We start from the raw sequence: 13,296 nt of genomic DNA, 5'->3' as shown, positions 1-13,296 counted from the left end.
TTCAGCTCTCGGCTACACCACGCCTTTACAGATCGAGCAGCAATATCAACAGGTCAGGAGTGTCCCCTGACTACCTTATCCATGGAATCCGGGGCAGTTCACTCTGACCCCTGTTTTCCGAGTTCGTTGCGCTTACCTGGAATTAGTTACTGTTTCCCTGCCTCCTGCTTTCTCTGTTCCCCTGCCCCAATGTTCGCCTGTTTGCTGTTTCTCAACAACGAACTGCTGCTGTGCGAACCATGACTCACTTGCTGACCACCTTCTCACTATATCTCACGCCTTCCCGAACAATCACTCAATATGTCATTTGAAATCAGCCATGAGCAATTGCAGACTTTGTTCTGCCTTGTTCGGGTGAAATCCTGAGACAAGCGCACTCAAGTAACAGTTGCTACAAAACGACAGCTACATAAATCCAAACATGGAGTTATTGATTATGCGAGCAATAGTCACGGCGATACTGTTCTTCACGGCAACGCTCCTCTCTTCGAATGCCGACGCAGCGCGCAACAACTCAAGCAACTCGGTCTACTTCAACGCCGCCGGCCAACCTGTTGGGCAAGATGCCTATTACTGCAACGGCGTGCACTGGCAGGGTGGCGACTTAACCACGCCCTATCGGCTGAGCATCAAGGGAGGTTGTGGAAATCTAGTCACCTCGTGCAATCCCGACAGCAACGGCACCCGCAAGTGCGAAACAACGATGGATTTTGGCGTCAGCTACCAGTTGATCGGCGCAGCACCTTTTACCGAAGAAGAAGCCTGCGACCTGATAGGTCGGTTCCCTTGCCAAACCAGCGAACCTGAACTTCTTTTCACCTATGGCTTTGAATTGAAAAAGAAATAGCCAAAAGGCCTGATTCGAACGATTGACGTTCGTCAAGCACCTCACCGCTCAGGAGGCCAGCGCTGCTCCGCAGGGCCTCTTATCCTTCCACCATCCAGCGGGGAATAATAAGAAGGCAGGCTCATTTACGAACCTGCCTTCTTTGGAACGAAGCAGCAATCAAATCACCCGCACTTGCTATACCCACAATTCAAGCAAGTCTGGCAGCCATCCATGATCACCAGCGCCTTGGTGCTGCACTTGTGGCACATGGTGGCGGCGGCTGGGAAGCTGCCGTTGTCGGCGCTTTCGGTGTCTGCTTCGAGAATGACTACCTCAGAAGCTACCCCTCCCCGGCCCTCACCTTCGCTTTGCGAAAGGGAGGGGGCGAGCGCGGTGCTTTGCGCCGGCGCTGCGATTACTTCACTGTTTTTTTTTGAGCGTTCTTCGAACTGCTTGCGCTTCTCGGCGATGAGAGCGCGCTGGTGGGCGCTCATTTCCGGGTCGTGCAGCAGGCCGATCGTCTTCATGTGCTCTTCGACGATGGAGCCGAGTTCGGCGACTAGCGACGGCATGTACACGCCGCCGGCCTTGAAGTAGCCGCCCTTCGGGTCGAACACGGCCTTCATTTCGTCAACGATGAAGGTGACGTCGCCGCCCTTGCGGAATACGGCGGACATGATGCGGGTCAGCGCCACGATCCACTGGAAATGCTCCATCGACTTGGAGTTGATGAAGATCTCGAACGGGCGGCGCAGCTCGTGCTCGGTGTCCTGGTTGAGCACGATGTCGTTGATGGTCACGTAGAAGGCGTGCTCCACCAGCGGTGATTTGATCTTGTAGGTGCTGCCGATCAGCACTTCCGGGCGCTCGATGCGCTCGTGCATGTGCACGATGTTGTCGATCGGGGATTCGTCCTGGGCCACCGTGACCGGGGCCTTGGCCGCTGCTGCTTCACGGGCTTTGTCGTCCGGAGTGACGACGGAGTAACCCTTGATTTTCTTGTCGATCTTGACGGCCATGGTACGAATCCTGGTTATACGTTGTGGTGCTGCGATGCAGGTGGCGGCAACCCCGCCCCTGCGGGACGGGGTGCGCGGTGCGGCTTACTTGCGGGTGGCCTTCTTGACGGCCTTCTTCACTGCGGTGGCCTTCTTGGCAACCGTCTTCTTGGCGCTGGCTGCTTTCTTGGCAACCGTCTTCTTTGCGGTAGCGGCCTTCTTGGCCACGGTCTTCTTGGTCAGGGCAACCTTCTTGGCAACCGTCTTCTTGCTGACGGCTACTTTCTTGGCAACCTTCTTGGCGACCTTCTTTTCAGTGGCCTTCACCGTCTTCTTGACGGCGGCGACCTTCTTGGCAGCCTTCTTTTCGACCTTCTTCACTGCCTTCTTGGCAGCGGTGGTCTTCTTGACGACAGCCTTGGCAATCTTCTTCTCGGTGGCCTTCACCGACTTCTTGGCGGCAGCAGCCTTCTTGCCGACGGCCTTGGCGACCTTCTTCTCAGCAGCCTTCACCGTCTTCTTGGCCGAGGCGACCTTGGTGGCGGCCTTCTTCTCGACCTTGGCAATGGCCTTCTTGGTCGCTGCGCGCTTGCCGGCGCCCTTCTTCTTCAGCTCGGTGGCTTCAGCCGTGGCGTTGGCCTTGGCGGCTTCCAGCTTCTGGCGGACGGAGGCGACCTTCTTCTTTACTTCCTTCTTTGCCGCGCTGGCCTTCTTGGCGACGACCTTCTCAGCCTTCTTGACGGCCTTTTCAGCCTTCTTGACGGCCTTCTTGACCTTGGCAACCTGCTTCTTGGCGCCGGCCTCAACCTTCTTTGCACTGGCCTTCACTGCAACCACGGCGTCGCTGGCGGTTGCCGCGATGCTCTCGCCGGCGTGGGCGACGGTTTCCTTGACGGTTTCTTTCACGTTCTCGGCAACCTGGGTTACGGTCGCGGTCACACCATTACCATTGCTCATAAAGCCCTCCTAAGGGCATCGGGTCTGTAATGTGGCGATGCTATATCGAAGCCGATGCAACGTGAAACAAGAAGGTGGCGACGAAGCCACCGTCATTGCCCTCCCAGCGCGCGGCCGGGAGGGCGATGAAGGCACTTAGAACTTGCCGTAATAGCCTTCCTTGAGGGCATCGAACAGATTGGCGGCGGTGTGCATTTCGCCGTCGTACTCGATCTGTTCGTTGCCCTTGACCTCCACCGTCTGGCCGTCTTCCAGCTCGAAACGGTAGGTGGTGTTCTCCAGATCCGCTTCCTTGACCAGCACGCCCTGGAAGGCAGCCGGGTTGAAGCGGAAGGTGGTGCAGCCCTTCAGGCCCTGCTCGTGGGCGTAGCGGTAGATGTCCTTGAACTGCTCGTACGGGTAATCGGTCGGTACGTTGGCGGTCTTGGAAATCGAGCTGTCCACCCACTTCTGCGCGGCGGCCTGCACGTCCACGTGTTCCTTGGGCGAGATGTCGTCAGCGCTGATGAAGTACTCCGGCAGCTGGGCGTCAGCCTCGTCGGAGAACGGCATGGCCTTGTCGTTGACCAGCTGGCGGTAGGCCAGCAGCTCGAACGAGAACACGTCCACCTTTTCCTTGGACTTCTTGCCTTCGCGGATCACATTACGGCTGTAATGGTGCGCGAACGAGGGCTCGATGCCGTTGGAGGCGTTGTTGGCCAGCGACAGGCTGATGGTGCCGGTCGGGGCGATGGAGCTGTGGTGGGTGAAGCGCGAACCGACCGTGGCCAGTTCTTCCACCAGCTCCGGGGCCACCGTGGCCACGCGCTGCATGTAGCGGCTGTAGCGGGCATGCAGCACCTTGCCGGCGATCTTCTGGCCGACCTTCCAGCCGTCCTTCTTCATTTCCGGGCGCTGGCGCAGCATCGCGGCGGTGACCGGGAACTGCTCTTCCATGATCGGGGCGGCGCCCTTCTCACGGGCCAGTTCCAGGCCGGTTTCCCAGCCAGCCACGGCCATGTCGCGGGCAATGGCTTCGGTGAACTCGCAGGACTCGGTGCTGCCGTACTTCATCTGCAGCATGGTCATGGTGCTGCCCAGGCCGAGGAAGCCCATGCCGTGGCGGCGCTTGCGCATGATCTCGTTGCGCTGCTGTTCCAGCGGCAGGCCGTTCACTTCGACCACGTTGTCGAGCATGCGGGTGAACACGCGCACCACTTCCTTGTACTCGTCCCAATCGAACGAGGCCTTGTCGGTGAACGGGTCACGCACGAACTTGGTCAGGTTCACCGAGCCCAGCAGGCAGGCGCCATACGGCGGCAGCGGCTGCTCGCCGCAGGGGTTGGTTGCGCGGATGTTCTCGCACCACCAGTTGTTGTTCATCTCGTTGACGCGGTCGATCAGGATGAAACCCGGCTCGGCGTAGTCATAGGTGGAGACCATGATCATGTCCCACAGGTGACGGGCACGGATGTGGCCATACACCTTGCAGGCCACCAGGCCGTCATCGCGGACGATGTAGTTTTCGTGGGTCGGCCATTCGCGCCACACCACTTCCTCACCGCTGGACGGGTCCAGCTCGGCCTGTTCCTTGGTGTTGATCGGGAACACCAGCTGCCAGTCGGCATCGGTGTTGACGGCTTCCATGAAGCCATCGGTGATCAGCAGCGACAGGTTGAACTGGCGCAGGCGGCCGTCTTCGCGCTTGGCGCGGATGAAGTCCTTAACGTCCGGGTGGGATACGTCGAAGGTGCCCATCTGCGCGCCACGACGGCCACCGGCCGAGGACACGGTGAAGCACATCTTGTCGTAGATATCCATGAAGGACATCGGCCCGGAGGTGTAGGCGCCAGCGCCGGCAACGAAGGCACCGCGCGGACGCAGCGTGCTGAACTCGTAGCCGATACCGCAGCCGGCCTTCAAGGTCAGGCCAGCTTCGTGGACCTTTTCAAGAATGCCGTCCATCGAGTCGGTGATGGTGCCCGACACGGTGCAGTTGATGGTGCTGGTAGCCGGCTTGTGCTGCTGGGCGCCGGCATTGGAAGTGATGCGGCCAGCCGGGATCGCGCCACGGCGCAGGGCCCAGGCAAAACGCTCATACCAGTAGGCGCGCTTGTCGTCGGTGGCCTCGGCGTCAGCCAAGGCACGGGCCACGCGCAGGTAGGTGCCGTCGATATCGGCATCCAGCGCTTCGCCCGCCTTGGTCGTGAGGCGGTACTTCTTTTCCCAGATGTCCTGCGAGGCAGGTTGCAGAGGGATCATGTCCGACTTGGTTTGATTGCTGACCACTTCCAGACGCACCGTACTCATGATTGTGGAAACTCTCCTGGGGCACCTTGCGGTGCGATTTTCTTTTCCCAAACGGGTCGGGCAGCAAAGACAACGACGCGCAGGCGCGTACTTACGCGCCTGTCAGCGGGATGAGGGGATTCCGGGAAATACCGGTTTTCTGCATCACTGTCGCGGTCATTGCACGCCTTCCGTTGGGGTGCTTGCACCCCGAGCACTAAACCCTACTGCTTGGGGACGCTTTTCACATCAACCCAACATCTAGTGGGTGATGACCCGGCCAAGCTTACCCACCCACGGGGTGATGTCAAACGAAAAATCAGCCGTCGGGCTATTGCATTCCCTGCAGGGCTTGGGCCTCTTGGGATTGCGGCAATGCAGAAGTTTCATTGCTGATTTAGCTGCCCCCCGCCACACTCGTGTTCAGCAACCCGCCCCACCCCGGCGCCGCCCTCGGGCGCCCCCGCATGGAACCCCCGGCAATGCGACCCATCCCGACTCTGCTGACCCTGGCGCTGGCCGCCGCCTTTGGTGGCTTCACCGTCTCCGCCATCAATGCCCACCTGGACAACCGCGCCGATGCCGCCTCGCTGAGCACGGTATTGCCCACCACCGCCGCGCTACCGTCCGCGGTCGCCGGGCAGGCGGTGCCGTCGCTGGCGCCGATGCTGGAGCAGGCGATGCCGGCCGTGGTCAGCGTCAATACCAAACAAGTGGTGCGGGTACGCAACCCCTACTTCGACGACCCGTTCTTCCGCCGCCTGTTTCCGCAGGTGCCGCAGGAGCGCATCAACGAGTCGCTGGGCTCAGGTGTGATCATCGATGCAGCGCGCGGCTATGTACTCACCAACCATCATGTGGTCGAGAACGCCGACGACGTGCAGGTCACCCTGGCCGATGGGCGCACGGTAAAGGCCGAGTTCCTCGGCTCTGACCGCGATACCGATATCGCCCTGATCCGCATCCCGGCCGAAAAGCTGACCGCACTGCCGCTGGGCAATAGCGACCAACTTCGCGTGGGCGACTTCGTGGTGGCGATCGGCAACCCGTTCGGCTTCAGCCAGACAGTCACCTCCGGCATCGTCTCGGCGGTGGGCCGCAGCGGCATCCGCGGGCTGGGCTACCAGAACTTCATCCAGACCGATGCCTCGATCAACCCCGGCAATTCCGGCGGTGCGCTGGTCAACCTCAACGGCCAACTGGTCGGCATCAATACCGCCAGCTACAACCCGCAGGGCAGCATGGCCGGCAACATCGGCCTGGGCCTGGCCATTCCGTCCAATCTTGCCCGCGACGTGGTCGAGCAGCTGATCACCAAGGGCGTGGTGGTGCGCGGCACGCTGGGCGTGGAAACCCAGAACCTGACGCCGCAGATCGCCCAGGGCCTGGGCCTGGAAGAAGCACGCGGCGCTTTGGTGACGCGCGTGCTGGCCGGTTCCGGTGCGGCAGCGGCCGGGGTAAAGGCGGGCGACGTGGTCACCGCGATCAACGGCCAGCGCGTGGACAGCGCGCAGGCCCTGCACAACTTTGAGGGTCTCTCCACAGTTGGCCGCACGGTCGATCTGGAAGTGCGCCGCGATGGCAAGCCGCTGCAGCTCAAGGCCACCTTGAAGGAACAACCGCGCGCAGTGGCCGGCGACACGCTGGACCCGCGCCTGAGCGGCGCCACCTTCGCCGACCTGCCCGAATCGCTGCGTCAGGCCGGCATCAACGGCGTGCTGGTCAGCGAAGTGGCGCGCGGCAGCCGCGCCGCGCAATCAGGCTTGGCCAGTGGCGATGTGATTCTTGCAGCCAGCAGCGGCGCGTTCACCGACCTCGCCGGCTGGCGCGCCAGCTTCGGCCAACGCCCGCCGCAGCTGGTGTTGAGCATCCTGCGTGGTGGCAGCCAGCGTGGCCAATTGATGATGCGATGATGCTCAAGTGAGCATCTTGTTGTGCCGGCGTAACGTTGTTTACACCCGGCAACTGCTATTTGTTGAGTTCTGTTGCAACCGCGCGCCATCTGGCGCACCCGCTGAAACCAGGAGATCACGATGAGCCCCACCAATACCGAGAACATGAAGGACCACCTGGGCGAGGCTGGCGCACACCTGAAGTCCGCCGCTTCTGCCGCTGGCTCGGCCGTCAAGGGCGCTGCCGGTGCTGCCGGCGACGAACTGCGCCTGGGCAAGGCCAACATGAAGGCTGAACTGTCCGACAGCGCGCTGTCCGGCCTGGCCGCTGCCGAACTTGGCGGTGCCGCTGCCAAGGAACAGGTCGACGCACTGATGGACAAGGGCAAGGACCTGCTCGACAGCGCCGCCGACCTCATCCGTGAGCGTCCGCTGGCCTCGTTCGGCGTGGCCTTCGCCGCTGGCTGGATCATCGCCAAACTCGCCCGCAGCAACGACTGATCGGCGTGAGCGATAACGCAACACCGCCCACCGGCGACGATTCCACCCCGGGCCAGGCGCCCGGGCTGGAAGAAAGCATCCGTCAGGTTGGCGCAGCCGGCCGGCAGACGCTGGACTCGGCTTCCAACACGCTGCGCTCCCTGCGCCGGCTGGCTTCGGCCGACCTGTCCTTGGCGCGCAGCGCGTTTGGTCGTTCATTGGCGTGGAGCGGCGTGGCCATCGTGTTCGGCGCCTCGGCGTGGCTGCTGTTGGCGGCCACTGCGGTGGCGATGCTGCAATACATGGGTCTGTCGCTGTTCGTCTCGCTGCTGATCCCGACCCTTACCAGCCTGGCCGTCACCGGCTACGCGATCTGGCGGGTGTCCTACTTCTTCCACCACACCGGCATGCATGCCACCCGCCGGCAGTTGTCGCGACTGGGCTTGTTTGATGAGCCCAATGGCGAAGACCCCGATGCCGAAGTGAAGATACCCGGGGAGCACACACCGTGAATTTCGAAGCCCTGCAACGCCGCGTACGCCGCGCTGAAGCCGTGGTGCAGGTGCGTGGCGAGGAAACCACCCAGCACTGGGACCAGCTCAACCAGAGCTGGCGCAGCGCATGGACACCCGGCCGCATCGTGGTTGTCGGCCTGGCCGGCGGCTTCCTGGCCGGGAAGCTGGAACCCGGCGGTGCCTTCAGTGGCAGCCGCTGGCTGCAGATGATCGGCTCGGTGTCCGGGCTGGTCAGCAGCGCGCAGGCTTCGGTTGCCTCGTTTGCCGCCGCTGCGGCTGCGGCCGGGGTGATGGCCGGGCAGGCTGCGGCCGATACTGATGAAGGCGACGACGAGAGCGACGAGGACAACACGCCGCCGCCCGCCACTGCGCGCAACAACAGCACGCCACCCGGCCCCGCCGAAGCGGCGACAGAACTGTCAGAATCCTGAGCACGGCGCCCTTGCGCGCCGTTCCGTTCACGGAGCACTGCCCGCATGTCTGACCCGTTGCCCGAAGCCATACCCCGCCCCACTGAAACCCCTGCGCCACGACCACGCGCGCCAGTCGCCCTGGTGGTGCTGGCGACGCTGGCGGTGGGCTATACGCTGTGGGCCGCGCAGGAAGTGATCCTGCCGGTGCTGCTGGCGATGTTCTTCGCGCTGATCGGCAACCCCATCATCCGCCTGCTGCAGAAACTGCACCTGCCACGCTTCCTCGGCGCACTGCTGGTGCTGGCCGCGGGTCTGGCCGGCAGCGCAGCGCTGACAGTGCAATTGGCCGGCCCGGCCACCGAATGGGTGCAGGAAGCGCCGCAGCAGATGCGGCAGATCTCGCGGCAGGTGCAGGACTTCGTCAAACCCGTGCAGCAGGCCAACCTGGCAGCGGAGAGCTTCGCCCGCGCCGCTGGCGGTGAAGGCAACCGCAAGGTGCAGGTGATCCGCACCCAGCTCGACGATCCCTACAAGGCACTGGTGCGCACGCCCAAGCTGGCCGCCTCGGCGCTGGCGGTGGTGCTGCTGACGCTGTTCTTCATGATCTATGGCGAAAACCTGCAGCGGCATGTGATCGCGCTGCTACCCAACCGCCAGCAGAAGCGCTTCACTGCCGAAATCCTGCGCTCGATCGAGCGCGAGCTGTCGCGCTACGTGCTGACCATCACCATCATCAACGTCGCCCTGGGCCTGATCCTGTCCGGGGTGCTGATGCTGCTCGGCATCGCCCTGCCCGAAGCCCTGCTGTGGGGCACGGTAGCCGCGCTGCTGAATTTCGCCCCGTATGTGGGGCCATTGATCGGCATCGTGCTGATGCTGCTGATGGGCTTCGTCGAGTTCCGCGATCCACTGACCGCCTTGCTGCCCGCACTGGCCTACCTGGCCCTGCATACGCTGGAGGGGCAATTGATCACGCCTATCGTGCTTGGCCGCCGCATGGCGATCTCGCCGCTGATGCTGATCCTGGCGCTGATGTTGTTCGGCTGGCTATGGGGCATGATCGGCCTGCTGTTGGCAGTGCCACTGCTGGTCTGCGTGAAGCTGGTGCTGAGCAGGGTGGATGGCATGCACGGCTGGGCAAAGCTGCTGGAATAAGCCCTGCTTTTGTAGGAGCGGCGTCAGCCGCGAAACTGGTGGTGCTGAAGCCACCAGCACCTCTGCCAACTGATGATGCACCGGCTTCGCGGCTCACGCCGCTCCCACAAGCAAGATCGGGCAGCCACAGCCCCTACAGGCCCGGCTCATAGGCTTGGCGTAAAATGCCCGGATGAACTTTCCCGTACTCGCCATCACCCTCGATCTGGACGACACGCTGTGGCCGTTCGCTCCCATCGGCGCCCGCATCGACCAGGTGCTGCACGATTGGATGCTGCAACACAGCCCGGCCACCGCCAGCATGTACCCGGTCGCGGCCATGCGTGAACTGCGCGAACGCTCGTTCCGCGACAACCCGCAGCTGCATTACGACCTGAGCGCGTTGCGCCGGCTGACCCTGGCCGAGGCGCTGGAAAAGAGCGGCGCAAGCATGGACCTGCTCGACCCGGCCTACGAAGCGTTCTACGCCGCGCGCAACCAGGTTGAGTTCTACCCTGATGCACTGGCGGCACTGCGCCGCATCGCCGCGCGCGTGCCGGTTGCTGCGGTTAGCAACGGCAATGCCGACCTGCAGCGCATTGGCATCGGCGAGCTGTTCGCCTTCCAGCTGGGCTCACGCGAGTTCGGCGCGGCCAAGCCGGACCCGGGCATCTTCCATGCCGCCTGCGAACGCCTTGGCGTTGAGCACGCGCAGGTACTGCACGTCGGCGATCACGCCGAAATGGACGTAGCCGGTGCGATGCGCGCCGGCCTGCGTGGTTGCTGGATCAACCGCGAAGAACATTCATGGACCCACACCGAGCTGCAGCCTGACCTGCAGTTCGACACCCTGACCGGACTGGCCGACTGGTTGGATGGCAACGCCTCCAACCCGCAGCGCTAAGCCACGGCCGCCAGCAGACGCTTTAGAGAGCACCATGACCCCGATTACTGCTTACACCGCTGATTCCACCAACGCCCTGCCGCTGTACGTGCTGGACCGCGACGGCTTTGCCGCGTGGAAGGCACAGCAGCCTGCCGCCGTGCAGGCCTGGGCCGCAGCACAACAATTCAACGCCGCACCGAACAGCGTGCTGCTGATCCCCGGCGATAACGGCATTGCCGGTGCGGTGCTGGGCGTTGGCGATCACGCCGATGCCTACGCCTATGCGCACGCCCCGTTCGCGCTGCCGGCCGGCACCAGCTGGCAGCTCGCCAATGAGCTGGACGCCAGCAGCAGCGCCAACCTGCAGATCGGCTGGGGCCTGGGCAGCTACCGCTTCGACCGCTACCGCAAGCTGGCCCGCCCGGCCGCACAACTGCTGGCAACACCGGCCGCTGAGATTCTCGATGTAGTGACCGCCTGCCTGCGCGTGCGCGACTGGGTCAACACACCGACCGAAGACATGGGCCCGCAGCAGCTGGAAGACGCCGCGCGCGATCTGGTCGAAGCCCACGGTGGCGAACTGGAAGTGATTGCCGGCGACGAACTGCTGGAAATGAATTTCCCGACCATCCACGCCGTTGGCCGCGCCTCGCACCGCGCACCGCGCCTGATCGTGCTGCGCTGGGGCAACGCTGGTGCGCCGCATCTGGCACTGGTCGGCAAGGGCGTGTGCTTCGACACCGGCGGCCTGGATCTGAAGCCGGCCGACGGCATGCGCAACATGAAGAAGGACATGGGCGGTGCCGCCCACGCCATCGCCTTGGCGGGCCTGGTGATGGCGCAGCAGCTGCCGGTGCAGCTGACCCTGGTGGTGGCTGCAGTTGAGAACGCAGTCGGCCCGGATGCCTTCCGTCCCGGCGAAGTGATCACCACCCGCAAGGGCATCACCGTGGAGATCGACAACACCGACGCCGAAGGCCGCCTGGTGCTGTGCGACGCGCTGACCTACGTCAGCGAGCAGAACCCGCACACCATCCTCGATTTCGCCACCCTTACCGGTGCTGCGCGCATCGCGCTGGGCCCGGATCTGCCGGCCTTGTTCGCCAATGACGACACCCTGGCCAACCAATGGCTGCAGGCTGGCGACAGCACCCGCGACCCGGTCTGGCGCATGCCGTTGTGGCGTCCCTACCTGCGTTACCTCAACAGCGGCATCGCCGACTTGGCCAACGCCGGCTCGCGCATGGCTGGCTCGGTGACTGCAGCGCTGTACCTGGAGCGTTTCATCAACGAAGGCCAGGTGTGGGCACATCTGGACGTCTACGCCTGGAACGACGGCGAACGCCCGGGCCGCCCGGCCGGCGGTGAGGCCTTGGCGCTGCGTTCGGCGTGGGCGATGTTGAAGACCCGTTACGGCGCCTGAAGCGTCCCTGTAGTGCCGAGCCATGCTCGGCAATGGGGCGTTACCGGTGAAGCCCCTGCCGAGCATGGCTCGGCACTACAAACGGCAAGAGCACCCCTCCCCAACCCTCCCCTTGCCTTCGGCAAAGGGAGGGAGCAATGCATCAACCCTTCAGCGCCGCCAGCGACTCAGCCTGCAGGCGCTCGTAGATCGCGAACTCATCGCTGACCGTCGCTCCCAATGCCTGCTCAAAAGCATCGCGGTTGGCACGCGCGGCATACGCACGCTGTTCGCCGCCGCCAAGATTCGATTGGAAAATGCCCGCCGCACTCACCGGCAGGAAATCCTCATAGATGATCGGATCAGCGCTGGCCAGGCCGCGCTCGATCAACACCTCAGCCGGCAAGGCACGCGTATTCGCATCGGCAGCCAGACCGGCATCGGTCAGGCTGTAACGGTAATAGCCCAGGCCTTCGCGGCGCAGCGTCGCATGGTCGTCCGGGAACGCGGTGAACGCGCTCTGCAGACGCTGCATGTAGTCGCCACCGGCACTGCCTTCGCCGCCGCGCGCCTGCGCAAGCAGGGCGTCGTACAGGTCACGACCCTTCGGCGTCAGCGCGAGGCCGCGCTGTTCGATTTCACCAAAGCGTGCGGTATGCGTACCGGCGTCGTTATCCGCGCCGGAGGGGAAATGCACCAGTTCCTCCAGCGCCTTGAAGCTGGTCTGGCGCAGCAAGATGGCGCAATCACGGCGCGGCGGGCCTTCGATCACAGCCTTGGCAGCGAGCCCACGCGACTGCATCGCCACCTGCGCGGCATCGATGTCCAGCGTGCGTGGGGTGAGGTGGTTGATATGCGGGCCACGGAAACTGACCACGTCGGCAACCAGGCGATGCGCGCCGTGCAGTGCGTGATAGGTTTCCAGCGAGACGGTGGCTTCGTTGTGCCAGCGGAAGGTTTCCAGTGACTCGACGACGAAGCGCCAGGCATCGTCTTCGCTCAAGCCGCCGTCGCGCTCGCACTGCTCAATCAACTGCAGCGCGCCAGCGGTGAAGATGTTGCGGCGGGCCAGGATCTCGGCGGCCTGCTCGCGCAGCGCGGCGTCCTCGATCAACTCCAGCCGCAGCAGCGAGGTGAACACGCGGAACGGGTTGCGGTTCAAGGACTCGCCATCGACCGGGCGGAACGCGGTGGAATGCACCGGCACGCCGGCCACCGACAGGTCGTAATAGCCCACCGGCTGCATGCCCATCACCGCGAACAGGCGGCCAAGCGTGGCCAGTTCCTGCGCAGTGCCGACGCGGATCGCGCCATGGCGCTCCACGTCCAGGCGCTCGCGTTCGCCGCTGCGCTGCATCTGCGCGGCCAGTGCTGGCTGCGCGGCCAGGACGTCGGCGTTGATCGCGCCAACCAGCTCCACCAAGGTGCCGTACAACGGCACTTCGGTGCGGTACATATGCGACATCGCCTGCGAAAACAGGCTGCGGATGTGATCGGGCGAAACGAAACGGTCGGCGGTCAT

The 13,296-nt window shown here is 63.6% G+C and carries 12 protein-coding genes; 8 read left to right on the top strand and 4 right to left on the bottom strand.

Annotated elements, in window-relative coordinates; translation table 11 throughout:
* Window positions 1–421: 421 nt before the first annotated feature.
* A complete protein-coding gene (locus ACVOLR_RS16185) occupies window positions 422–847 on the top strand; it encodes a hypothetical protein (protein WP_481537347.1) in 426 nt (141 codons plus the stop codon).
* A 164-nt stretch (window positions 848–1,011) separates the two neighbouring features.
* Here the strand turns inward: ACVOLR_RS16185 and ACVOLR_RS16180 are convergent, their stop codons facing one another.
* The 3 genes from ACVOLR_RS16180 to ACVOLR_RS16170 form a co-directional block, all read right to left on the bottom strand.
* The gene (locus ACVOLR_RS16180) at window positions 1,012–1,848 is read right to left on the bottom strand and encodes a TSCPD domain-containing protein (protein ID WP_481537346.1); all 837 of its coding nucleotides are present in this window, start codon (window positions 1,846–1,848) and stop codon (window positions 1,012–1,014) included.
* Between the two features lie 84 nt (window positions 1,849–1,932).
* Window positions 1,933–2,784 (bottom strand): histone, encoded by an 852-nt coding sequence (locus ACVOLR_RS16175; RefSeq protein ID WP_481537345.1) that lies wholly within the window; start codon window positions 2,782–2,784, stop codon window positions 1,933–1,935.
* A gap of 135 nt (window positions 2,785–2,919) precedes the next feature.
* The gene (locus ACVOLR_RS16170; protein ID WP_481537344.1) at window positions 2,920–5,073 is read right to left on the bottom strand and encodes an adenosylcobalamin-dependent ribonucleoside-diphosphate reductase; all 2,154 of its coding nucleotides are present in this window, start codon (window positions 5,071–5,073) and stop codon (window positions 2,920–2,922) included.
* 461 nt (window positions 5,074–5,534) lie between these two features.
* On the opposite strand from ACVOLR_RS16170, the gene ACVOLR_RS16165 reads away from it, so the two are divergent.
* The 7 genes from ACVOLR_RS16165 to ACVOLR_RS16135 all read left to right on the top strand — a co-directional run bounded on the left by ACVOLR_RS16165 (window position 5,535) and on the right by ACVOLR_RS16135 (window position 11,795).
* The gene (locus ACVOLR_RS16165; protein ID WP_481537343.1) at window positions 5,535–6,965 is read left to right on the top strand and encodes a Do family serine endopeptidase; all 1,431 of its coding nucleotides are present in this window, start codon (window positions 5,535–5,537) and stop codon (window positions 6,963–6,965) included.
* Between the two features lie 120 nt (window positions 6,966–7,085).
* Window positions 7,086–7,445 (top strand): hypothetical protein, encoded by a 360-nt coding sequence (locus ACVOLR_RS16160; protein ID WP_481532118.1) that lies wholly within the window; start codon window positions 7,086–7,088, stop codon window positions 7,443–7,445.
* A 5-nt stretch (window positions 7,446–7,450) separates the two neighbouring features.
* Entirely contained in the window at window positions 7,451–7,936 is a 486-nt protein-coding gene (locus ACVOLR_RS16155) for a phage holin family protein (RefSeq protein ID WP_481537342.1), read from the top strand.
* Entirely contained in the window at window positions 7,933–8,370 is a 438-nt protein-coding gene (locus ACVOLR_RS16150) for a protein sip-5 (protein ID WP_481537341.1), read from the top strand. The genes ACVOLR_RS16155 and ACVOLR_RS16150 overlap by 4 nt, the downstream gene beginning before the upstream one ends.
* 45 nt (window positions 8,371–8,415) lie before the next feature.
* Entirely contained in the window at window positions 8,416–9,507 is a 1,092-nt protein-coding gene (locus ACVOLR_RS16145) for an AI-2E family transporter (RefSeq protein WP_481537340.1), read from the top strand.
* Between the two features lie 172 nt (window positions 9,508–9,679).
* A complete protein-coding gene (locus ACVOLR_RS16140; RefSeq protein WP_481537339.1) occupies window positions 9,680–10,390 on the top strand; it encodes an HAD family hydrolase in 711 nt (236 codons plus the stop codon).
* Between the two features lie 34 nt (window positions 10,391–10,424).
* The gene (locus ACVOLR_RS16135) at window positions 10,425–11,795 is read left to right on the top strand and encodes a leucyl aminopeptidase family protein (RefSeq protein ID WP_481537338.1); all 1,371 of its coding nucleotides are present in this window, start codon (window positions 10,425–10,427) and stop codon (window positions 11,793–11,795) included.
* Window positions 11,796–11,937: 142 nt separating this feature from the next.
* Here ACVOLR_RS16135 and hglS read toward each other — a convergent pair whose 3' ends face one another.
* Complete coding sequence (hglS, locus tag ACVOLR_RS16130; protein ID WP_481537337.1) at window positions 11,938–13,296, bottom strand: 2-oxoadipate dioxygenase/decarboxylase HglS; 1,359 nt, start codon at window positions 13,294–13,296, stop codon at window positions 11,938–11,940.

The sequence above is a fragment of the Stenotrophomonas sp. STEN030 genome (genome assembly GCF_056759995.1).
The sequence above is the reverse complement of the archived record's forward strand: the minus strand, read 5'-3'. Positions and strand labels throughout refer to the sequence as shown.